The following is a 21,283-nucleotide window of genomic DNA, read 5'->3' on the forward strand; positions in this document are numbered from 1 at the left end:
GGGAAAATTAATATACACATTTTAAGTCAAAAGCACAACAATTAACTCATGGATTTTTTTTTAAACAGACTTTACTCCTCAGTCTATTGATAGTTTAACTGTATTTGCTGAGAAAGAAAATTACTGGCGATCGCTAGTTTTATAATCATAAATAAAAAAGGGGCAAATATAGCCCCCTTTATTTCTTTATGATATGTCCAACTCAATGTCAGAGAATCTTGTTACTGCCAGACGAATACCTTAGCTTCATATGGGCCAATATCAGTCATAATTCCGTCATCACCAGCCTCAACATCATAATTACCTGTCCACTCATGCCATGTACCGCCACAAGGGAAGTCAGGAACATGATAACCAGCTAAAAAGTTTTCCGAAAAATTTGCTACCACAGCAACACGGGAACCCTCATCATTCCAACGACTATAAGCAACCACCTTAGCTTCAGGATTCTCATGGATAAAATCAATATTTTCGGTGTATAAGGCATGACTATTTTTCCGCAAATTAATCAAGCCTTTGTAGTAATCAAATAAACTGCGGTTTAAGTCATTACCTAGAAGTGTCCAATCAATTTTGGATGATTCTGGTGTTTTGGGTTTATACTCGCCAAATTCTTGTCCCATCCACACCAAAGGTACACCAACAGCAGTCATCAAGATAGCTACACCTAATTTTATTCGTCTAAAGGCTTCTTCATCAAAAATATTACGATTACCTAACTCGACTATCACCCGATTATGGTCGTGGTTACTAAGATAATTTACTACATTGGTAGCACCCATAAAACCTTGGCGTTTAGGATCAATCACATCTTTGAGGTTTTCTAAATCAAAAGTTTCACCAAAGATATGTGCTGTAATTGTGTGCATAAAGCTTTCATGCCAACAACCATCCATCGGGCCATCTACATTAGTAATGCTTGCAGTTTCAGGGATGTGTTCGGCAATATTATAAAAAGGTTTAGCACCAGCTGTTTTTTTAGTTTCTTGAACTATCCAGTGCATGAAGTCGTAATTAGCTATTTGCCTTGCAGCATCATAGCGAATACCATCTACATGATATTCTTCAATCCAAAAACGGACTGCATCACCACTAAATTTCCGTGCTGGATAAGTTTCTAAATTTTCATCATAAAATTCATAATTAAACTCTGGCCCCCAACTGTTATCAGGGTCACGAGGAGCATGGTGATACCAATAATCATGGTCTATTTGAGTTAAAGGGCTGGAAGCTTCCGAGTGATTATAAATCCCGTCCATAATGACACGAATACCTCGGTTATGACATTCATCAATTAGTTGCTTTAACTGTTCTGTAGAACCATAACTAGATTCTGTAGCAAAAAAATATCTTGGGTTATAACCCCAACTATAATCACCGGGATATTCTTTAACTGGTAATAACTCAATTGCGTTGATTCCTAACTCACACAAATAATCTAGTTTTTCCATTACATGTTTATATTTACCTCGCGCATGGGGGTCATTTTCACCACCAGAAAAGTCACCCACATGTAATTCATAAATAACTAACTCATGGTCTGCTGGTAAGGGTTTATCATCATGTTGCCAAACGTAAGTATCAACAATTTTTTGCCCATCTTTGATGCGGATGATACTATTATCTTGTCCGCCAATTTCGTCAATATCTGTTGCATATGGGTCGGTAACATTTACCCACTGATCTGGTTCAAAAAACCATGATTTTGACTGAACACGAAATTTATATTGATAAACACCATCTCTTAATTCAACATTTGTCCGAAAATAACCATCTTCGCCTTTTTCCATTGGAATTTCTTGCCAATCAGAAAAAGAACCTATTAATGCTGCACCTTTGTTATAAGGTGCAAATAATCTAAATTCAATGGTACTTGCCATAAGTTAAAGTTTTGGAAATATATAATGCGAGTATCAGTATTCTCTTAATTATTAATCATTTTGCATATCGGTCTGAAGAAATAATTAAATAAGTACTTCCTCTATCTGAAGAGAGACTAGTTCATATTCAAAATAGGTGTTTTTTAGTAATTAGTTGCAGTAAATGCTCACCATATACTCAAAATCCACTATCTACCATCAGTAGATAGATTTTAAAAAATCAATTCTACTTTATTTGTATATATTGACATAGCACTCCAAAAAGCTCAGATATTTGGCTTTTTTAAAAAGTCAGTTATCTTGTTGTTCGCCAATAATTTAAGATTGGTATATAAAACAATATTCAGTTGAAAATAAAATCATCTCAACTGAATATTAGGATAAACTTTATCTAATAACTATAATTCAGGATGTTGTTGCTGCCAATAACTTAACAGCCAATTTGCGGCTGTTGCTCTACGAGTCTCTCTTGGTGTAAATTCACCCAGTTTATAACCTTTAAAACCCAGCTTTTCTTTGGCAATTTGCTTGTATTGTTTGGGAATTGAACGGGTTAGCTTCATAGTTGCGGGACGGCTTTCTAGAAAGTTGGGTGGTTCTGGGTATTCATCTCGCCATTCTGGGGAAACTGCGCTATTATCCCATTTCCCAGTTGTGGAGTCATAGTGATATCCTAAGTAGTACCATACTAAGTGGTTGACTGTAATATCATCAATTTGATCCTGAAGTATTCCCCAGATTGTATCTGTGTTAAGTGGTGGTAAATTAGACATAACCAATGCAGAATTCAAACTTAAAAATTAGCAGATTGGTAAGTAGTAATCTGTAATTAAGGATGCAGGTATCCGGCGAAGAAAGGGATAAAAAATAATTTATCATTATCTTGAGATACTTTAAAGATAATGATAATCCTATTATTCTCTAAATTTGCTAACCAAGTTATTATCTAGAAAGTTAAGTATGAAATTAAAATGCAGGTAGACTGGAAATCGTAAACAATTGACCAGTTTATGCAACATTCCCAACAACTGCCAAAGATAATTCGCGCCCATCTGTTCATTTCTGGTCGAGTTCAAGGAGTGGGCTATCGCTATGCAACCGTCGATACCGCCAGCCAATTGGGCTTAACTGGTTGGGTGCGAAATCTTCCCGATTATCGTGTAGAAGCGGTATTTGAAGGGGCGCAGGAGGTTGTGGAGGAAATGATTCGCTGGTGTCATTCCGGACCACCTGCGGCTGTGGTGCAAGAGATTGTGACTGAGTATGAAAAACCAGAAGGTTTGCGCGGGTTTGAAGTTACGTAGGTTGTGAAATGAGGAATTATGATTTTTTTCCACATACCAACCCAAACCGAACTAAACCACGCTCATAACCGCGACGCATCAACCCTAGGGATAATGCTCCTTGAATCGTAGTCCAACCGGAACACAACAATCCAAACAAGGCTTGGGGAGTGAATGCTGAATCAATCACCATATTCCAGAATGGCGCAACAGCAGTTGACCAATCAGCAGTGCGGATATTGTTTAATGGTAGTTGATGTGCGATCGCTTCATACTCCGGTAACGAAATCACATAAGGCAAACAATACACCCGATAAATATCCTGCAAATGTTTTTGTTCATCTGCCGTTAGTGGTGCTTCATCTGTTGGTCGATGGCACCAAGTTACCATAATCAAAGTACCACCTGGTTTCAGCACCCGATAGCACTCTTGCATAAACTTGATTTTATCTGGCATGTGTTCGCCACTTTCCAGTGACCAAACTAAGTCAAAGGAATTATCAGCAAAGGGCATTGCTTGAGCATCAGCAACCAAAAACTGACTTCTGAGATTTAACAACATTTCCTGAGAGCGTTCTGTAGCTCTCGCCGCTTGTACAGGACTCAAAGTAATACCTGTAGCCCTCGCATGAAACTTTTCTGCCAAGTATAAAGAACTACCTCCAATCCCACAACCCACATCCAAAATATTGGTTACTGTTTTTACATTTGCCCAATTAAGTATTTCTTCTATTAAATCAATTTGTGCCTGACGGCGGTCTTTTTTTTGCGTCCCATCTGCGCCATAGTAGCCGTGGTGCATGTGTTCGCCCCAAATTTCTTCCCATAATCCAGAGGAAGCATCGTAAAACTGCTGAATTTGTTGATAAAGTGTATTACTCATGAAGCAAATAATGTTAAGACAAAATAGATTCTAAATAAACATACTGGTTAGGCTACCATGTGTGTTTTTAATTAGATTAGAATGTTTTTCCTTCTAGGAAAATCTATCGTGTAGTCCCTTCTTGGAAGAATTTAGCGGTTTTACCTTGATATGACTGTTCCTCGGACAATTTGTTTAGGATTTTTGGCTGTCATCACTGTGGGAACAATTTTGCTGATGCTGCCTTTTTCGACTAGTGATGGTGCTTGGAATGACCCAATTGTGGCACTGTTCACTTCTACATCGGCAGTTTGTGTTACTGGTCTATCAGTAGTTGACCCTGGTACTTACTTTTCTTTTTGGGGACAATTGTTTATTGTGTTGTTAGCTCAAATTGGCGGGTTGGGCTACATGACAACCACCACTTTTTTAATTTTGTTGATTGGACGTAGGTTTGATTTACGACAAAAAGTCGCCATTCAACAAGCCTTAGACCGACCGGGTATGAGTGGTAGTACCCAAGTTATTCGCTCAATTATGGCTACTACCTTAATTTTTGAAATCACTGGGATATTTTTACTTTTGCCTGCTTTTGTTCCAGATCACGGCTGGTCAAAAGGGCTGTGGTTAGCGATTTTTCATAGTGTTAATGCGTGGAATAATGCTGGTTTTAGTTTATTCAAAGATAGTCTAATTGGATACCAGTCATCTTTTTTAGTAGTATTCACAATTACCGGGTTAATTATCTTTGGTGGGATTGGTTATCAAGTAATTTTAGAAATATATATTTGGTTGCGCGATCGCTTGCTCAAAAAGAGTGAAACTTTGGTATTTTCTCTAGATTTTAAAGTTGCTACCAGTACAACTTTAATTCTTATATTCTTAGGGATGTTTGCTTTTTTTTGTATAGAAATTAGAAACCCTGAAACCTTTGGTCAACTCAGCTTAATTGATCAGTTATTAGTGGCTTGGTTTCAATCTATCACTCCTAGAACTGCTGGTTTTAATACCATTGATATTGGTAAAATGACCTCTGCCGGTTTATTTATTACGATTGCGTTCATGTTTATTGGTGCTAGTCCTGGAGGCACAGGTGGCGGGATGAAAACTACAACTCTGCGAGTTCTCACGAGTTGTACTAAATCAATTCTTCAGGGAAAAGAAGAAGTTTTGTTATATGAGCGCAAAATAGCAATATCTTTAATTTTGAAAGCTGTAGGTGTGTTAGTTGGTTCCGTTGCTACCGTAATTTTTTCAACAATTATAATTTCACTCACAGACCCAAAATTTGATTTTATTCAAATTCTATTTGAAGTAGTATCAGCTTTTGCCACTGTTGGTCTTTCTACAGGTATTACAGGCAGTGTCTCCATACCAGCAAAGCTCATCCTAATTATCACAATGTATATTGGCCGAGTCGGCGTTTTATTACTAATGGCTGCTGTTCTCGGTGATCCTCGTCCTAGCAGAATTCACTATCCCGAAGAAAATTTGCTTGTGGGATAGTCCAACAATTTAAAATTTGAAATTTAAAATTTCTGAGAGGCTCAGATACCTGATTTTTTTTTGACGAATCGGGGATATTGTTGTTCGTCCCTATTTAGCAAGGTAAATTAAATAGGATTGCTATATAAATCGATACTATTAACTGAAACTGATAAAATATAACTCACTAGGCAAAAAATAAAATTATTACATCAAGTTAGTTCTTACTATTTTTTGTCCTAAATCCAGGGAGCGTTAATAAGGATAACAACTGTGAATCTTGCATCGTTAGGGTTTTTTCGCAGTTTGCGTAGAGATAACCACCAATTTGCGGTAATTGGGTTAGGTCGCTTTGGTCGATCTGTCTGCTCAACATTGCATAAATTAGGTTATCAAGTTCTGGCAACAGATATTGATGAAAAAAGGGTTTCAGAAGCATTAACAGAAGAAATAGTTGGTCATGCTGTGCAACTAGATTCTACTGAACCCGCTGCGCTCAAAGAAGCTGGGGTTTTTGAATTTGATACGGTCATTGTGGCGATTGGCAACTATATTCAAGAAAGTATTATCACCACACTAAATGTCAAAGAAGGAGGTGTACCTCATGTTGTTGCCAAAGCATCTAGTGATGTTCACCGCAAATTATTAAAAAAAGTAGGAGCAGATCACGTTGTTTTTCCCGAATACGAAGCCGGTTGTGCTTTAGCACGTACTCTTACCAAACCATCAATATTAGACCGATTTGACCTCGATCCCGATCACAGTATTGTCGAGATGATTGTACCAGATGAATTTCACGGCAAAACCATTACAGAAATTCAACTGCGTAACCGTTACGGTTTGAATTTGCTGGCTGTGAGTCAAGATGGCAAATTTGTAATTAATCCAGACCCTCTCAAGCGACTAGAACGTGGTTCCGCAATGGTAGTTATTGGCTGTAACAAAGATATTAATCGCTTACCGATTTAATGATCGTACTGAGGAAAATAGGAATTACACTTAAGTATATAGTGTAAAAACCCTGAATAAAGAATTTTGCTTTTGATCATACGTATGGATTTAATAGTTAAAGATTTAGTGGCAATTGATGATAAACTTTCTCAGCGTCATATTGACCTTGACCCTGCTGGATATTTCATCATCTATTTAGATAGAAGTGAGGGATTAATCTATGCCAAGCATTTCACCAATGTCATTGATGAGCGTGGTTTAGCTGTAGATCCCGAAACAGGAAAAGTCATCCCGGCACGGGGTAAAGTAGAAAGAACTTACACAACAGTTTTTAGTGGCAGAACAGCTAAAGAACTGAGTGTCAAAATATTTGAACAAACTCAGCCCTGTCCAGTTACTCAGTTAGACCATGCGGCCTATTTAGGAAGAGAATTTGTCCGCGCTGAGGTGGCTTTGGTGACAGAGCAAGAGTATGTTCAAGACTAAAAAAAGTATGAATTATGAAGTATGAAGTCTGAAATTTTTTACTTCATACTTCACACTTTAGACTTTGAAATTAGCTGTTCGATGATGGTTGATTCACTTGGTAGATATAGTAAGTCGCCATCGGGATAACGGTTGCAGCAATTAACAGTCCTATAACCCAAGCAGTGGCGTTACCTTGGTCGGTATCTTCTGCTTTTGTGAAGGTTCCTTCGACCTGTACATTATCAGTAATTTGTGGTGGGCCGGGGTCAGGTTCACCAGAAAGGACTGTGACTAGGCGATCGCTTGCATCCAAAAATGCCTGATTATATTTGTTACCATCCCGTAATGGTGCAATTAGGGTTTCTGTAGCTACGCTGTTGGCAATAGAGTCAGTTAACAAAGATTTGACTTCATCACCACTCAGAATAGCCGTACCGTTGGTAACAGTATCTAGCACTAACAAGGTTTGGTTAGCTTGCGCTTTTTTTGTCGGAAACCATTTTTCAAAAAGCCCTTTAGTAAAGCTTTCTGGTGTTTCACCATAGTCTAAACGGCGAATGGTGACAAATCTCACTTCATTACCAGTTTTCTTTGCCAAATCGCCAAGGATATTGCTGATCTTACCTTCGTTGACCCGACTAATCACTTCACCTTGATCTACAACCCAGTCACTACCTGGTTTGATATTCGGAATTTGATACACGCCAGTAGCGAATGCCGGAGCAGTTAATAGCGAAGTACTAAGAATAATTGCCAGTATCGGTGTTACCAAACAAATGATGTATGTTTTAATGCCAAATACTGTTCTGAGGAGCTGTTTCATTGAATTCATCCTAAGACAGACTAGCACCAAAAATACTACACAATCCATGTCAAAATCACCCCGGTTATGTATTTATTTCAATAGAAAATTAGGTGTGATGTCTCGATAATAAGTATTCTTATGTATTTAAACAGCACTGTGTGAATTAATTCAAATGTTTAGAGCGGACTTTGTAAATCATTTGAGGATTTTATGATATAACCGAAATTCTGTTCTTACAAATGCCATAGGAAGTAATTCCTGGTAAAAATATTGTTTTTGGCACAAACAGGCTAGTTTCTGCCCGATTTTATTCACAACGATCAGGACAGAATTCTATGAAGCAGTACTTTTATTGATACCAAGGTATGCTACAAAAAACAGCCGCTTTGAAATTTGTCATTTTATTAGGTTTTGTTAGCCTCTGTGCCGATGCCACCTATGAAGGAGCGCGTAGTATTACGGGGGCTTATTTGCAGGTTTTGGGAGCCAGCGGCACTGTGGTAGGTCTAGTAGCTGGTTTTGGTGAGTTGATTGGTTATGGTTTGCGCCTAGCCATTGGTTATCTCAGCGACCAGACGCGTAAATATTGGGGGATCACAACTTTAGGGTTCATTTTAAACACTGCTGTTGTTCCACTCTTAGCCTTTGCAGGTAGATGGGAAGTAGCCGCAGGTCTAATGATGGCAGAACGTACTGGTAAAGCCGTGCGGACTCCCCCACGAGATGCACTGCTGTCTCACGGTGTTAGCCAAATTGGCAGAGGTTTTGGCTTTGGTTTACATGAAGCAATGGATCAAACCGGTGCTGTGATGGGGCCTTTAGCTGTAGCGGCAATGGTGTACTTTCAAGGGGAGTATCGTAACGGCTTCACAATTTTGATTGTCCCGGCGGTGTTGGGATTGATTGTGTTATTGGTTTTGCAATTTCTATACCCTAATCCCAGCGATTTTGAAGTAGAAACTGAGGTAGAGCAAGAAGATAAATTACCCCAAGCATTTTGGATTTATCTTGGTGCAGTAGCGATTATTGCGGCTGGATATGCTGATTTTCCGTTGATAGCTTTCCATTTCCAAAAAGGGAATATTGCTTCTGGGCAAACAATTCCGCTATTTTATGCTTTGGCAATGGGAGTAGATGCTGTAGCTGCACTCATATTTGGATATCTGTTTGATCGCATGGGTATTTCTATCCTGATGGTTTCTGCCTTTATTTCATCTTTTTTCGCGCCATTGGTATTTTTAGGAAATACACAGATGGCGTTGTTAGGTATGGCATTTTGGGGTATTGGGATGGGAGCGCAAGAGTCAATTTTAAAAGCTGCGATCGCTGGACTTGTCCCAAAAAACAAACGCGCCACAGCTTATGGTATCTTCAGCACAGGCTACGGTTTTGCTTGGTTTTTAGGCAGCACTTTAATGGGTGTTTTGTACGATCGGTCGCTCATCTTACTAGTAATTTTTTCGGCTGCAACTCAACTACTGGCAATTCCCTTCTTTGTTTGGGTGCAATTGCAAGCTAATAAATCAACTCAAGTGTTAACAGATAAACCTGTTTAAATTAAAGAATCTGGATCTATACCAAGCTTTCGCAATTGTTCCGCTAGTATTTGGGCGCGTTTTTCTGCTTGTTGCACCCGTTCTTCTGGTGTTAACAAACGCCGTCCTGACTCGTCATACCAGTAAAGCCACTCTCGCGTAATTCCTAAATAAGTTCCCCGTTCATAGCCAATTTTTAAACCAATTTCTGGTAGCCAAACTGGGTTCCCTGGCAGCAATTTATATTTACCATCAGCTAAATAATACACTTCTAAACGTGCTTTTTGCCGCCGTAGGGGATTATAAATCACATAGTACAAAATTCCCAACTGGGCATAAAATTCTTTTTTGGTGGAGTATTCTCCCCGACGTTTGTGAGAAACTACCTCTAACACCATCGTCGGTACGCGCTTTTCTTCCCAAAGCACATAGCTGAGACGCAAGTTTTCGTCGAGAATGCGTTCTACTCCCAGGCTCAAAAACCCATCTGGAACAATGGCTGGTTCGTCAGGATCATAATAAATCCCCATATCAACGCCAAAAAACCAGTCCATACGCTCTGGCCATGCCATAGCTAATATAGCTTTTAATAAACCGGGAATTAAATCTTGTAGTTCATTATCTACAGGGGTATCGTCTGAGTCTGGCAAATCCTCAGCCGAGGGTAAGCAATCCAACGGATCGTACTGTAGCATGGGCTGATATATGATTATCACTTAACGTGGTGTGCAACTTTCTTTCAAACCTAACCCCCAACCCCTTCCCTACCAGGGAAGGGGAGTATTACTCAAAGCCTCTCTCCGCGGCGGGGAGAGGTTTGGAGAGGGGTTTGAAGAATAAGTTGCACATCGCGTCACTTAATTTCATCTTAGTGGGCTTCCTTCGTTTTACCCGCAAACCACCCGACAACACCCAAACCCAACAACAACGGTGTCAACCAATCACCCCAACGCACATATAAAGTTTGCGTTTGTCGGCGATAAATAGTTTCTGCGTGAGTTTCGTAGGTATTATAGCCAGATATCCACAAAGTTCTGCCGTGGGGGTCTACAAAAGCCGAATATCCGGTATTGGTTGACCGCGCTGACCAGCGATCGCTTTCTATTGCCCGCATGATATCCTGGGCATGATGCTGAAATGGCATGGCTTCACTGTAATGGGCATCATTAGAAGAACTGAGGATAAATTGCCCACCCGTCGCAGCTTGGCGGCGAAAGACTTCAGGAAATGCAGACTCGTAGCAAATACCTACAATTGCTCTGCCAAAAGGTGTTTCAAATATCTGGTTGGTTGCACCGTGGACTTGATGTTCATTTAATGGTGACAAGCGGCTAATTAGTTTACCTAAAATCTCTTCAAAGGGAATATATTCGCCCAATGGTACTAATTTAGATTTATCGTAGCGGCTGGTAATTTCGCCTTTGCTATTAACTGTAAATAAACTGTTTGTATAACTGCGTCCTTGTTTACCAAAAGCGCCAATCCAAGCTACTACACCTTTTTTCTCAACGGCTGAGATGATGGGAGTGTTTACCAAATCACTCTGAAAAATAGGCAAAGCGCCTTCTGGTGTGAGGACAGCATTGACACCTTGTTCGGCTAGGGTTAAATATCCGTTGGTGTAGCCTGTAATGGCGCGGCGAAAACCTTCAGGTTTTAGTTTAATTATGTTGGGAATATTACCTTGAACAATGCCGATTTTTATAGCCGCTTCTGGTGGTTGGGCGATGGGGTAACTGTATAAGTAAAAGCCAATTAGGTGTAGGGTGATAAATAATCCTGTAGCCAGTGCTAGGTATTTATTTACGAACCGCCGAGGCACGGTGAGTAGGTAGGCTTCGGCTATGAGGCCGTTGATGACTGCGATCGCAGCTGTGACAGTATTGGGGCCAGATAGTTGACCGAGGTGTAAAATTATTAAATTATGTGGTGATTGAGTATAAGCTAGAGAACTCCACCATAAAGAACCAGAACTCCACAGACTTTCTAAGGCGCACCAGATTGCTGTGCCAATTAGAACACGCAACCAAGGTTTCTGCATTCTCAACCGCATCATCACAGCTGCCCAAACGGCGACAAATATCCCGCCCCAAAGGCTAATAAATCCCCAACAAAATAGGGTAATTGCCAAACTCGGCCACCAAGGTACACCCAACCATGTCATAGGATGAATGCCTGTGATCCAGGATAAGGCAACACCGTGATAACCAATCCCCCAGAGTAAAGGCAAAAGGTAAAAGGTAAAAGGTAAAAGTAATTTACTTTTTTTAACGACTAATACCCAAAGCGGGGCTAGGGCTATCCAAGCCAGGAACCATGCACCCACAGGGGCGACGGTTAGCCCCATCAAAACCCCGCTGAGAAAGGATGAAATGTAAAGGCTAAAGGCTGAAAGCAGCTTTTTTATCTGATATTTCATACTTTACACTTCACACTTCATACTTCATTCTATTTCTTCTGTATCGCCCGTATCGGGAGGAACGATCGCAACTCCGGTAATTGCGTCATCTTCATCTAGGCGCTGCACTCTTACGCCAGTGGCTGATCGCGATTGTACGGAAATCGCATTTGTCGCCTGACGAATGATAATACCGCGATTTGTGACCATCATAATTTCATCGTCGCTGTGGACAATTTGCAAGGTTGCCAATTTGTCTTTAGTTTTGCGATTTTTGAATTTAGTCGCCATTAAACCTTGACCGGCACGATTTTGCAAGCGGAATTGACCAACGGGTACGCGCTTGCCATATCCGCCCATTGTAATGACTAACACCCAAGGGCCGACACTACCATTTGCTGGTATTTCTGCGGTTTCTTCACTATTTTCGATATCTTCGGTTTCGATTTCGTCAATTTCGACTTCCTCTGTGTCGAGTGTATCTAGAATGGCGGCGGGGATAATATCCATCCCCACTAATTCATCACCATTTTTGAGTTTCATGGATTTCACGCCACGAGTCGCCCTACCTAAAGGACGCAGTTGTTCGTGGGTACACCGAAAATGAATTGCCATCCCTAGACGAGAACCAATAATTATGCTGTCTTCAACTCTGGCGCGGCGTACCCAGCGGAGTTGATCCCCTTCTTCTAGAGAAATTGCAATCAAGCCATTAGCTCTGATATTACTGAAAGCTGCCAATGCAGTTTTCTTGATATTGCCACCTTTGGTCAGCATCACTAAATATTCGTCATCGCTAAACTCGTCAACGGGGACAATGGAGGTGATTTTTTCTTCTCTGGGAATGGGGAGCATCTGCACAATCGGTGTGCCGCGACTGGTGCGGGAACCCACGGGAATTTGGTAGGCTTTGAGGCAGTAGACTACACCGCGATCGCTAAAGAATAAAACGCTGTCGTGATCGCAGCAAGTCAAGAAATGCTCTACGGTGTCATCATCTTTCACCTTAGCGGCGGCTTTGCCTCTGGTGGCGCGGCTTTGTGCCTCGAAGGTGTTGACGGGCATCCGTTTGATGTAACCTTGTTTTGTTAAAAGAATGATCGCTTTTTCGTTGGCGATTAGGTCACGTTCATCTATTTCCCCTTCGGCGTGGGTAATGATTGTGCGGCGGGGTGTGGCGAAGCTGGTTTTGATTTGTGCGACTTCGGTTTCGATAATTTCTAGTATTCTTTCCCGACGTGCCAAAATATCCTGCAAATCGGTAATCTGTGTTTGTAAATCTTCGTGTTCTAGACGAATTTTATCTGCTTCTAGGGCAGTCAAGCGTCGCAGTTGCATTTGCAAAATTGCATCAGCTTGGACTTCTGAAAGTCCGTAAGTTGTAATTAATTCACCTTTAGCTGTAGGTGCGTCAGGTGCATGGCGAATTAAGTTGATGATCGCATCTAAATGCGCCAGGGCAATTAATAACCCTTGTAAAATGTGGTCGCGTTCTTCAGCTTTCCGCAACTCGTAGCGGGTGCGTCTAGTAATGGATTCAATGCGGAAATTGAGGAAGACTTCTAAGAACTGCTTCAGGGTGAGAATCTGCGGTTCACCGTTAACCAACGCCAGCATATTCGCCCCAAAATTGGCTTGTAGGGGCGTTTGCTTGTAAAGGTTGTTCAGAACTACGCGAGGATAAGCATCACGCTTGAGTTCGATGACAATTCGCATCCCGTCGCGATCGCTTTCGTCCCGGATATCTGCAATGCCTTCGATGCGCTTATCGTTCACCAATTCGGCAATTTTCTCAATTAATGCCGCTTTATTGGTTTGATAGGGCAGTTCGGTGATGATAATTGCTTCTCTTTCTGGCCTTCCTCGCTGTTCGATGGTTTCAATGTTTGCCACGCCGCGCATGGTAATTGAACCGCGCCCAGTGGTGTAAGCTTCTCTAATGGCTGCTGTGCCGAGAATTTGCGCCCCTGTGGGAAAGTCTGGCCCGTGGACATACTGCATTAATTCCAGGTCAGTGATTTCGGGATTGTGAATCACTGCTACCAACCCATCAATCAATTCACCTAAGTTGTGAGGAGGAATGTTGGTAGCCATCCCCACAGCAATCCCGGAAGACCCATTGAGGAGTAATTGAGGGATACGCGATGGTAAAACTGTAGGTTCTTGCTGGGAACCGTCGAAGTTATCAGCAAAATCTACGGTTTCTGATTCTATGTCTTGCAGTAGAGCATTACTGGTTAAGGCTTGTAAGCGGCATTCTGTGTATCGCATTGCCGCTGGGGGATCGTTGTCTACCGAACCAAAGTTACCATGTCCGTTAACTAAGGGCGATCGCATGGAGAAATCCTGCGCCATCCTCACCAAGGCATCATACACTGCTGTGTCGCCGTGGGGGTGATATTTACCCAGAACTTCCCCCACCACACGGGCGCATTTCTTGAAGGGGCGATCGTGCGTTAGACCTAGCTCGTGCATGGCGTAGAGGATCCGGCGATGCACAGGTTTCAGACCATCCCTGGCATCTGGCAGCGCCCGACCCACTATCACACTCATGGCGTATTCCAGATAAGACCGGGACATTTCGTTCCGGAGATCAATGGGGATAATCCTCTCCTGTGAGGTTGTCATAGCCTAAAAAACTCCAAAAATCGTAGATTTTAGCCTTTAAAGTTGGTAAAGCGTAAAATTATTCCAAATTACTCTTGAATAATTGTCATATTTTGATACAATTTTAGCATGTATTGTTTTTTTTTGCCTGAAGAGCTAACCTAAGCATCTCCTCAAAACGGCTTTTTTGGTGCGGCAAATAACATGCAGCCAAAAGATTTTTCGCTCAAGAAAATAATTCGAAAAATTGCTTAAATACCCTGGCGATAGCCTATATACGAGTAAGAGGGCAGTAAGAGACATATTAACGATTAAGCATAGACAGGTTAAGGAAAAAATGCGGCAATATCAAGAGACTTTCGATCAAGTATTTCCTCATCTCTCCTTTTGAGGAAATTCAGACTATCATCATAGTGACCTTCGTTAATAAATCTTGACTTTCCTGGCAGTTATTAAATAGAGGTTCTGAGGCTCTGATGACATTCCAACAATTAGCAATAGGTAGCTATTTTCGTCTACCCGGTATCAGTTACGGTTGCGTGTATAGAAAAGCAAGCAGTTCCTGTTGTAGCTTAAATGCTTTATTACAACCAATACGTCCAACCAGAAAAGTGATCCCCCTTAGTGCGGCAGAAATTGCTAAATATTTAGCAGAAAAAAAAGAATTACTGAATAATCTCAAGATATAAATCATTTGCTGGTTCGTTTAGAAATGTCTAATGAATAGCTTCTTGTTGAGACTTGAGTTGAGAAGCAGTTAAAAGAACTTTGGGAAAAAAAAGTCCCATCAAACTAGCAAATAGAATTGGTGTAAGGAGACTGAAATTAGTCAGATTTGATAGTAGCAAAGTTTTACTTATAGGTGTGTGTATCACTGATACATTGATCATCGCCATTATACAAATCATGGCTGTGGAATAAAAACTAGTCTGGCTTTAATCAAGGGATCTAGGAATATGTGAGAAGAATGGATAATTTATTTTCTTGAGTTCCCTTCAATACAGATAATAAAAGGGCGTATAAATAAATATACGCCCCCAGAGGAGATAATATTGAGCAGCTACAAGAAAATTACTCGTAAATTATCAACCCAGCCGCAGGAACAGTAATTTTCACAGATTTGCCATTTCTCGCTTCAACTTTCACCTTTTGGCCTTCCTGTTGTTTATCTGTGGAGTAAATGCAAGTCAGGAAATCACCATCATTGTGTAATTCATTATCTATAGTTACCCAAGCTTCACGAGGTTGGTCATAGTCGGTATTAATAGCCACAACTATTTCTTGGTTACTGAGAATTCTAGACCAAGGTACAACAGATCGAATTTCGGAGCCAATCATTTGCGGTAAACCAAAGTTTACGCCATCACCAGAAATTGGCCGGAGATATTGACGACCTCGACTTAAAGCTTTTTTCTCTCTTCTGAGTTTCAGAATTTTTGAGATTTCTTGATAGACGTAATTTTCTTCATTAAAGAAGTGAACGCCTTTAGTCGCAAATGCACCAAACTCACCACCGAACATGGCTTCTCGTAAATAGCGATCGCTATCTCCATGACCATTAAAGCATTGTTCTGTACCATAATAAATACAAGGGATACCCAGCGTTAAAGCATTTAGTGCTAACGCATTTAGTACCACTTTTGATGCGTCTTTATCTGCACAAAACCTAGCTTTGTTTTGTCCTTTGCGTACTTGGTCATGGTCGTCAAACATTGTCACGACCTTATCTCTAAACCAAATGTGAGATTCTTTCTGCACAAGTAAGGAATTACGAAATAGGCCAAAGTAATCTCTAGGATTGCGATATCCTTTCACTAAATATTCTAGTTTATCTGGAATATCATCTACACCTAAAGCCGCATTTAAACCTGTCTCTTCTAATGTTTCAAAAGCTCTGCGTCTTCCACCTGTAATCTCTCCAACTAAAAAGAATTTTTCCTTACCAATACTTTGAGTAAATTCATGAATAATGGAAGCAAAAATGCGCGTCGCACCTTTATCCATGTGTTTGACCGTATCAATGCGGAAACCATCAAGGTCTGCGTAGGCTATCCAATATTTATACACCTCAGCCAGATATTTAAGCGCCGGAGATGCGACATAATAATCAAGGCTGCCAAAGCCATGACTAATATCTTTTAAATCCTCAAAATCGCCTTCTAAAAATTCAGGATCACCATCCCAATTTCTAATGCGTCCTTTTTGGGTATATAAAGATGGATCTTGAAATTCTACTGGCCAAATTGCTGCATCTTCGTTAGGCCAAGTTGCCGGGTTGTTGGGATCAGTTTTGACAAATGGGATGCTAGGTTGACCGTTTTCGTCATTAAAGCCTTTGACTTTATAGGTTCTACCGTTGTTGTAATCAACATTCCCTGCTTCGTAACTAAAGATATTACCAGCATGATTCAAAATAATATCTAGAATTACGTAAATGCCATTGTCATGAGCAGTTTGAACTAATTCTTTTAAATCCTCACTGCTACCAAAATGAGGGTTAACTTCTAAGAAATCTTGAATACCATAGCCATGATAAGTATCTTGAAAAGATACCTGTTTAAAAATCGGACTAATCCAAATTGCTGTTATGCCTAAACGCTTTAAGTAACCTACTTTACTAATTAGTCCTTTGAGATTTCCACCAACGTATTTTACACCTGCTTCTCGCCAACGCGCCGCATCTTCTGGTGTGCGTGTAGCGTTATTATGATCACCTGTGAATCTGGGAGTCATACCACTAGAGACAACTTTTCCCGAATTGTCCTTATATCCATTCTCCTTACCATCGGAAAATCGGTCGAGCATCATAAAATAAAACACCTGATCTTCCCAGGCAATTGGAGATGGATAAAATGTTTTATTGGAGATATAAGAAGCCAGATTTAGTTCAGATAATTGCTTTACTGCCATTTCAGTATTCTCAGATTAATAACTGGAATTATTGCTGTTAGGATACGGAAAGCTACAAAACTAAATTTTTCGATTCCGGATGACTAGGAAATTTTTTAGAGTAATTAATGCTGATCAGTATTACTACAAGCCCTTAAATATACCTTGTTTTTACAAACATAGTTGCAAGTTAATATTTTTTTAATTAATGGCTAAATAACTAGAGTATGCTTTGTCTACACTACTGCTACTACGAATAAGCGTATTCCTCTCCAATTTCTTTTTGAAGAGGAATTTTATACAATTTCCTTGTTAGCAAAGTAAGCTTTTGGGAGGTGAAATTGAAAGTTTTCACTTTTCCTTCTAGCTGACTACCAGATGTTTAAGCACAGTTTGTGATATTTAGCTGCAAAGCAGCCAGCTATTTTGACTGTAACTTAGGCAGTTGCCATTGCCATTTGGCGACAAGAATCCGCGCATCGACGGCACATCTGAGCGCAAGCTTTCATTTGAGTATCATCACCCATGCGATCGCATTGATCAGCGCATCGTTGACATATTTCGGCACAAGTGCCGCAGGTACGAGCATGTAAGTCAGAAGCTCGAAGCATGAAATTAGCACTTGTGTTACAAATTTCAGCGCAGTCAAGTAATAGCCGAATATGAGCAAGTTCTGCGTGACGACCACCTTTTTGTAGGCAATAAGTCACGGTATTTAAACAGATGCTCTGGCAGTCTAAGCAGTTTTGAATACACTGCTGTACTTGTTGGTTTACTTGACTTAAGGTGAGTTCTTGTATAGCCATTTATTCACCCTCTTGAAATTTTTTAGGTTTACCAAAGGCAATAATGCCTTTGGATTCATCTTAAAGATTTGCAAGTGCGTTAGCTTCATACCAATGAGGTAATAAATATTTCTAGCTATTGAGCTAGGTCTTAGGTATTGACAAAGTAGTAGAATAATGATCCTAAAAATAAGAGTCGTTTGCTTGTTCTGCGCGATCGCCTATGACACACAGGTTGCGATGCTCTTGATCTTCACCTGAAAGGTAGATGAATAAACCTGTATTCTTTTTTAAATTTTCAAAAACCAACGACGACGATACATGCCATAGAGAATCATCCACCAAAATAAAACCATAACTATGGCAAATATTAGAGAACCATTTAGCGCCCCTGCCCAAGGGCGAAATAGATTTTCATAAATCCAAGTGTAAGTTGTGGTGCTGCCAATATTGGTTTTAATAAGGATTCTGCTAAACAAGCCAGAACCAACGAACAAAAAAATTGCATTTAGTCCCATAACTTCCAACGGTATTCCCCAGCGTTTGAAATTGCGGACTTCTATGAGTTCATAACACAAAGCCAAAGTTAATATTGCCCAACCCGCAGTGAAAATAACGTAAGAACTTGTCCACAGTTGTTTGTTAATCGGAAATACAAACCCCCAAAGCTGCCCGATAATTACAGCAATTAAGCCAAAGATTACTAAATTTACACTAGTGCGGCTTTTAATTGGCTGAGTTCGCAACCAGTCACCTGTAAAATATCCCAACAAAACTGTGACGACTGCTGGCAAAGTACTAAATAAACCTTCAGGATCGAAAGGTCCACCGCGATAAAGATGCTTACCAAGAATTATCCGGTCGATGTAACCGCCTAAATTACCTTCTGGGGTGAGATTACCAGCACCAAAGCCGGGGACTGGGATAAATTGCATAGCCAGCCAGTAACCAATTAGGACAACGGCTGCTAGTATCCACAACCAACGGCGGGAAAGATTGAGAACTGCTAGTGCTGCTAATACATAAGCTAGGCTGATGCGCTGCAAAACTCCCATAATTCGCAGTGTGCTGAAATTGGGTGGAATACCTTTGATTAACCAATCAAGAGTTAAAGAAAACAAGGCGAGGAACAAACCAAGGGCAAACAAAATCACACCGCGGCGGAGAATGCGCTGATAGACAGCAGCAGTCGGGCGATTTTCTGGGGTGTACTTGGCAAAAGAGAAAGGCATGGCGACACCGACAATAAATAAAAAGAAGGGAAAAACTAAATCTGTCGGCGTGCAACCGTGCCATTCGGCGTGTTTGAGAGGAGGGTAGAGATAATCCCAACTTCCGGGATTATTCACTAAAATCATAGAGGCGATCGCAATTCCCCGAAACGCATCCAGGGAAGCAAGGCGCTTAGAGGGTGTAGAAGACTTTTCCATAACGTTATAGTTTAATCTGTTAAACGCTCCTGCAAAATTTTTGTGAACATCAAAGACATTTTTCTTAGTGGATTTTTAAGTCTAGTGCAGCATAGTACAAATAACCAGACTGTGAGAAACATCAAGCTTCTTCCCTTGTTTCTCCTACCTTCTGCTTTTTGTCTCCTTCCATCCCAAATTGCTGACTCTTCACCCCAGCCAGCCGCGATCGCCCCACCATCACCAAATCGAGAATTTCGGGGTGTATGGGTTGCTAGTGTTGTAAATATTGATTGGCCTTCTAAAGCTGGCTTAACCACCGCACAACAACAGGCAGAGTTAATTACAATACTCGATCGCGCAGCAAAATTAAAACTCAATGCAGTTGTTTTACAAGTCCGCCCCGCTGCTGATGCTTTATACGAATCTAAATACGAACCTTGGTCAGAGTTTTTAACTGGACAGATGGGTAAACCACCTGCACCTTTTTATGATCCTTTAGCTTTCGCTGTAGAAGAAGCCCACAAACGCGGACTAGAATTACACGCTTGGTTTAATCCCTATCGCGCTCGTCATGCTCAAGCCAAATCGATCATTTCTGCAAATCATATCAGCAAAACTCGTCCAGAATTAGTTAAACGTTACGGCAAATATCTCTGGTTAGATCCCGGAGAAAAAGCTGTGCAAGATCACTCCATTGCAGTAATTATGGATGTTTTGAATCGATATGATATCGATGGCGTTCACATTGATGATTACTTTTATCCCTACCCAATCAAGGATAGTAAAAATAAACCTGTTGATTTTCCAGATCAACCAAGTTGGCAAAAATATCAACAATCAGGAGGCACACTAAACCGCAGTGATTGGCGACGGGAAAATGTCAATAACTTAGTTCAACGGTTATATCAAACTATTAAAAGTACTAAACCTTGGGTAAAGTTTGGTGTTAGTCCTTTTGGCGTTTGGCAACCAGGATTTCCGAAACAAATAGGCAATGATAAAGCCTTTAATCCTTATCAACAGCTGTATGCTGATTCTCGCAAATGGTTAATAAATGGCTGGTTAGATTATCTATCACCACAACTTTACTGGAGAATTGAACAAAAACAACAAAGCTATCCTGTATTGTTGAATTGGTGGATAGAACAAAACACCCAAGCGCGGCATATTTGGCCAGGAATTTATACTAGTCGTGTTGGTCAAAGTGGCAGCGCAGCTTGGCCTGCTAAGGAAATCATCTATCAAATTAAAACCACCCAAGGACATAACGGTTCAGATGGTAATATTCACTTTAGTATGAAACCTCTGCTGCAAAATCGTGGCGGAATAGCAGATTTATTACCACAAGATGTTTACAGTCATCAGGCGTTAGTCCCATCATCACCTTGGTTAGATAAAACACCACCAGAAAAACCACAGGTGAGCCTAGAAAAAGATGTCATTGGTAATAAGATTTTACTCAAATGGCAACCCACAGGTAAGCAACAAGTTTGGTTATGGGTTGTGCAAAGCAAAATAGGTAATGAGTGGAATACCAGTATTTTACCTGCTGGGCAGAATTCAACTTTGATCAATAATCCTCAAGTTGAAGATGTCGCTATTTCTGCGGTGACTCGCTATGGTATTCAAGGAACAAGCGCTGTTGTAGAAGTTCAAAAACGTCAGGCTCGTAATCTGTCAACTAGAAATTGATTTGTCAGACTACTAAAACACCAATTCAGTAATGCTGGAAGAACCTCTCCCCCAACCCCTCTTCGACGCGGAGAGGGGAGTTTAGCTCCTCCTTCCTTGCCTTTGCTACGCAACGCTACCGCGAACGGCACGCTATGCAAACGTAGGGAAGGAGTCTGAGGCAGGTAGGTTTTTAATTACTGAATCGATGCTCTAAAAAATTTGATTAGAGGCAGGGGGCAGGGGGAACGG

At 40.8% G+C, this 21,283-nt stretch carries 17 protein-coding genes; 7 read left to right on the forward strand and 10 right to left on the reverse strand.

The features are described from left to right. Nucleotides 1-221: 221 nt before the first annotated feature. Nucleotides 222-1,880 (reverse strand): alpha-amylase family glycosyl hydrolase, encoded by a 1,659-nt coding sequence (locus tag IQ259_RS15540; RefSeq protein ID WP_193886299.1) that lies wholly within the window; start codon nucleotides 1,878-1,880, stop codon nucleotides 222-224. Nucleotides 1,881-2,278: 398 nt separating this feature from the next. After that, complete coding sequence (locus IQ259_RS15545; RefSeq protein WP_193886301.1) at nucleotides 2,279-2,653, reverse strand: DUF1823 family protein; 375 nt, start codon at nucleotides 2,651-2,653, stop codon at nucleotides 2,279-2,281. A gap of 237 nt (nucleotides 2,654-2,890) precedes the next feature. Between IQ259_RS15545 and IQ259_RS15550 the strand changes: the two genes are divergently transcribed. After that, nucleotides 2,891-3,184 carry an acylphosphatase gene (locus tag IQ259_RS15550; protein WP_193886303.1) on the forward strand — a complete coding sequence of 98 codons (294 nt, stop codon included), beginning with the start codon at nucleotides 2,891-2,893 and terminating at the stop codon, nucleotides 3,182-3,184. Nucleotides 3,185-3,200: 16 nt separating this feature from the next. On the opposite strand, the gene IQ259_RS15555 is transcribed toward IQ259_RS15550, so the two are convergent. Further along, nucleotides 3,201-4,046: a methyltransferase domain-containing protein gene (locus tag IQ259_RS15555; protein WP_193886305.1), complete on the reverse strand. Its 846-nt coding sequence runs from the start codon at nucleotides 4,044-4,046 to the stop codon at nucleotides 3,201-3,203. Nucleotides 4,047-4,196: 150 nt separating this feature from the next. Between IQ259_RS15555 and IQ259_RS15560 the strand changes: the two genes are divergently transcribed. The 3 genes from IQ259_RS15560 (at nucleotide 4,197) to IQ259_RS15570 (ending at nucleotide 6,947) form a co-directional block, all read left to right on the forward strand. Continuing rightward, nucleotides 4,197-5,531 (forward strand): TrkH family potassium uptake protein, encoded by a 1,335-nt coding sequence (locus tag IQ259_RS15560; protein WP_193886307.1) that lies wholly within the window; start codon nucleotides 4,197-4,199, stop codon nucleotides 5,529-5,531. A gap of 252 nt (nucleotides 5,532-5,783) precedes the next feature. After that, on the forward strand, nucleotides 5,784-6,479 hold the full coding sequence (locus IQ259_RS15565; protein ID WP_193886309.1) for a TrkA family potassium uptake protein: 696 nt from the start codon (nucleotides 5,784-5,786) through the stop codon (nucleotides 6,477-6,479). An 84-nt stretch (nucleotides 6,480-6,563) separates the two neighbouring features. Continuing rightward, nucleotides 6,564-6,947: a DUF4346 domain-containing protein gene (locus IQ259_RS15570; protein ID WP_193886311.1), complete on the forward strand. Its 384-nt coding sequence runs from the start codon at nucleotides 6,564-6,566 to the stop codon at nucleotides 6,945-6,947. Between the two features lie 70 nt (nucleotides 6,948-7,017). On the opposite strand, the gene psb32 is transcribed toward IQ259_RS15570, so the two are convergent. Next, entirely contained in the window at nucleotides 7,018-7,752 is a 735-nt protein-coding gene (psb32, locus tag IQ259_RS15575; RefSeq protein ID WP_193886312.1) for a photosystem II repair protein Psb32, read from the reverse strand. 347 nt (nucleotides 7,753-8,099) lie between these two features. Here psb32 and IQ259_RS15580 point away from each other — a divergent pair, with 347 nt between their 5' ends. Continuing rightward, the gene (locus tag IQ259_RS15580; protein WP_193886314.1) at nucleotides 8,100-9,290 is read left to right on the forward strand and encodes an MFS transporter; all 1,191 of its coding nucleotides are present in this window, start codon (nucleotides 8,100-8,102) and stop codon (nucleotides 9,288-9,290) included. Here IQ259_RS15580 and IQ259_RS15585 read toward each other — a convergent pair. The 3 genes from IQ259_RS15585 to gyrA all read right to left on the reverse strand — a co-directional run bounded on the left by IQ259_RS15585 (nucleotide 9,287) and on the right by gyrA (nucleotide 14,295). Next, complete coding sequence (locus tag IQ259_RS15585) at nucleotides 9,287-9,964, reverse strand: Uma2 family endonuclease (protein ID WP_193886316.1); 678 nt, start codon at nucleotides 9,962-9,964, stop codon at nucleotides 9,287-9,289. The genes IQ259_RS15580 and IQ259_RS15585 overlap by 4 nt on opposite strands. 173 nt (nucleotides 9,965-10,137) lie before the next feature. Beyond that, nucleotides 10,138-11,688: an apolipoprotein N-acyltransferase gene (gene lnt, locus IQ259_RS15590; protein WP_193886318.1), complete on the reverse strand. Its 1,551-nt coding sequence runs from the start codon at nucleotides 11,686-11,688 to the stop codon at nucleotides 10,138-10,140. Nucleotides 11,689-11,712: 24 nt separating this feature from the next. After that, on the reverse strand, nucleotides 11,713-14,295 hold the full coding sequence (gene gyrA, locus IQ259_RS15595; RefSeq protein ID WP_193886320.1) for a DNA gyrase subunit A: 2,583 nt from the start codon (nucleotides 14,293-14,295) through the stop codon (nucleotides 11,713-11,715). 455 nt (nucleotides 14,296-14,750) lie between these two features. On the opposite strand from gyrA, the gene IQ259_RS15600 reads away from it, so the two are divergent. Further along, nucleotides 14,751-14,963 carry a hypothetical protein gene (locus IQ259_RS15600; protein ID WP_193886321.1) on the forward strand — a complete coding sequence of 71 codons (213 nt, stop codon included), beginning with the start codon at nucleotides 14,751-14,753 and terminating at the stop codon, nucleotides 14,961-14,963. Nucleotides 14,964-15,345: 382 nt separating this feature from the next. Here IQ259_RS15600 and IQ259_RS15605 read toward each other — a convergent pair whose 3' ends face one another. From IQ259_RS15605 to IQ259_RS15615, 3 genes are all read right to left on the reverse strand, one after another. Then, nucleotides 15,346-17,184: an alpha-amylase family glycosyl hydrolase gene (locus IQ259_RS15605; RefSeq protein ID WP_193886323.1), complete on the reverse strand. Its 1,839-nt coding sequence runs from the start codon at nucleotides 17,182-17,184 to the stop codon at nucleotides 15,346-15,348. A 416-nt stretch (nucleotides 17,185-17,600) separates the two neighbouring features. Next, nucleotides 17,601-17,969 (reverse strand): four-helix bundle copper-binding protein, encoded by a 369-nt coding sequence (locus IQ259_RS15610; protein WP_193886325.1) that lies wholly within the window; start codon nucleotides 17,967-17,969, stop codon nucleotides 17,601-17,603. A gap of 269 nt (nucleotides 17,970-18,238) precedes the next feature. Next, the gene (locus tag IQ259_RS15615) at nucleotides 18,239-19,378 is read right to left on the reverse strand and encodes an acyltransferase family protein (RefSeq protein WP_193886327.1); all 1,140 of its coding nucleotides are present in this window, start codon (nucleotides 19,376-19,378) and stop codon (nucleotides 18,239-18,241) included. Between the two features lie 42 nt (nucleotides 19,379-19,420). Between IQ259_RS15615 and IQ259_RS15620 the strand changes: the two genes are divergently transcribed. Continuing rightward, nucleotides 19,421-21,052 carry a glycoside hydrolase family 10 protein gene (locus tag IQ259_RS15620; protein ID WP_370568035.1) on the forward strand — a complete coding sequence of 544 codons (1,632 nt, stop codon included), beginning with the start codon at nucleotides 19,421-19,423 and terminating at the stop codon, nucleotides 21,050-21,052. Nucleotides 21,053-21,283 lie beyond the last annotated feature (231 nt).

This window comes from Fortiea sp. LEGE XX443 (assembly GCF_015206815.1).
Taxonomy (GTDB): domain Bacteria; phylum Cyanobacteriota; class Cyanobacteriia; order Cyanobacteriales; family Nostocaceae; genus Nostoc_B.

What these genes read in the sequence shown, in the direction of transcription:
- IQ259_RS15550 (WP_193886303.1), top strand. Translation starts at nt 2,891, where the DNA reads ATGCAACATTCCCAACAACTGCCAAAGATAATTCGCGCCCATCTGTTC.
- psb32 (WP_193886312.1), bottom strand. Translation starts at nt 7,752, where the DNA reads ATGAAACAGCTCCTCAGAACAGTATTTGGCATTAAAACATACATCATT.
- IQ259_RS15600 (WP_193886321.1), top strand. Translation starts at nt 14,751, where the DNA reads ATGACATTCCAACAATTAGCAATAGGTAGCTATTTTCGTCTACCCGGT.
- IQ259_RS15605 (WP_193886323.1), bottom strand. Translation starts at nt 17,184, where the DNA reads ATGGCAGTAAAGCAATTATCTGAACTAAATCTGGCTTCTTATATCTCC.
- IQ259_RS15560 (WP_193886307.1), top strand. Translation starts at nt 4,197, where the DNA reads ATGACTGTTCCTCGGACAATTTGTTTAGGATTTTTGGCTGTCATCACT.
- IQ259_RS15570 (WP_193886311.1), top strand. Translation starts at nt 6,564, where the DNA reads ATGGATTTAATAGTTAAAGATTTAGTGGCAATTGATGATAAACTTTCT.
- IQ259_RS15615 (WP_193886327.1), bottom strand. Translation starts at nt 19,378, where the DNA reads ATGGAAAAGTCTTCTACACCCTCTAAGCGCCTTGCTTCCCTGGATGCG.
- IQ259_RS15585 (WP_193886316.1), bottom strand. Translation starts at nt 9,964, where the DNA reads ATGCTACAGTACGATCCGTTGGATTGCTTACCCTCGGCTGAGGATTTG.
- IQ259_RS15545 (WP_193886301.1), bottom strand. Translation starts at nt 2,653, where the DNA reads ATGTCTAATTTACCACCACTTAACACAGATACAATCTGGGGAATACTT.
- gyrA (WP_193886320.1), bottom strand. Translation starts at nt 14,295, where the DNA reads ATGACAACCTCACAGGAGAGGATTATCCCCATTGATCTCCGGAACGAA.
- IQ259_RS15555 (WP_193886305.1), bottom strand. Translation starts at nt 4,046, where the DNA reads ATGAGTAATACACTTTATCAACAAATTCAGCAGTTTTACGATGCTTCC.
- IQ259_RS15610 (WP_193886325.1), bottom strand. Translation starts at nt 17,969, where the DNA reads ATGGCTATACAAGAACTCACCTTAAGTCAAGTAAACCAACAAGTACAG.
- IQ259_RS15540 (WP_193886299.1), bottom strand. Translation starts at nt 1,880, where the DNA reads ATGGCAAGTACCATTGAATTTAGATTATTTGCACCTTATAACAAAGGT.
- lnt (WP_193886318.1), bottom strand. Translation starts at nt 11,688, where the DNA reads ATGAAATATCAGATAAAAAAGCTGCTTTCAGCCTTTAGCCTTTACATT.
- IQ259_RS15580 (WP_193886314.1), top strand. Translation starts at nt 8,100, where the DNA reads ATGCTACAAAAAACAGCCGCTTTGAAATTTGTCATTTTATTAGGTTTT.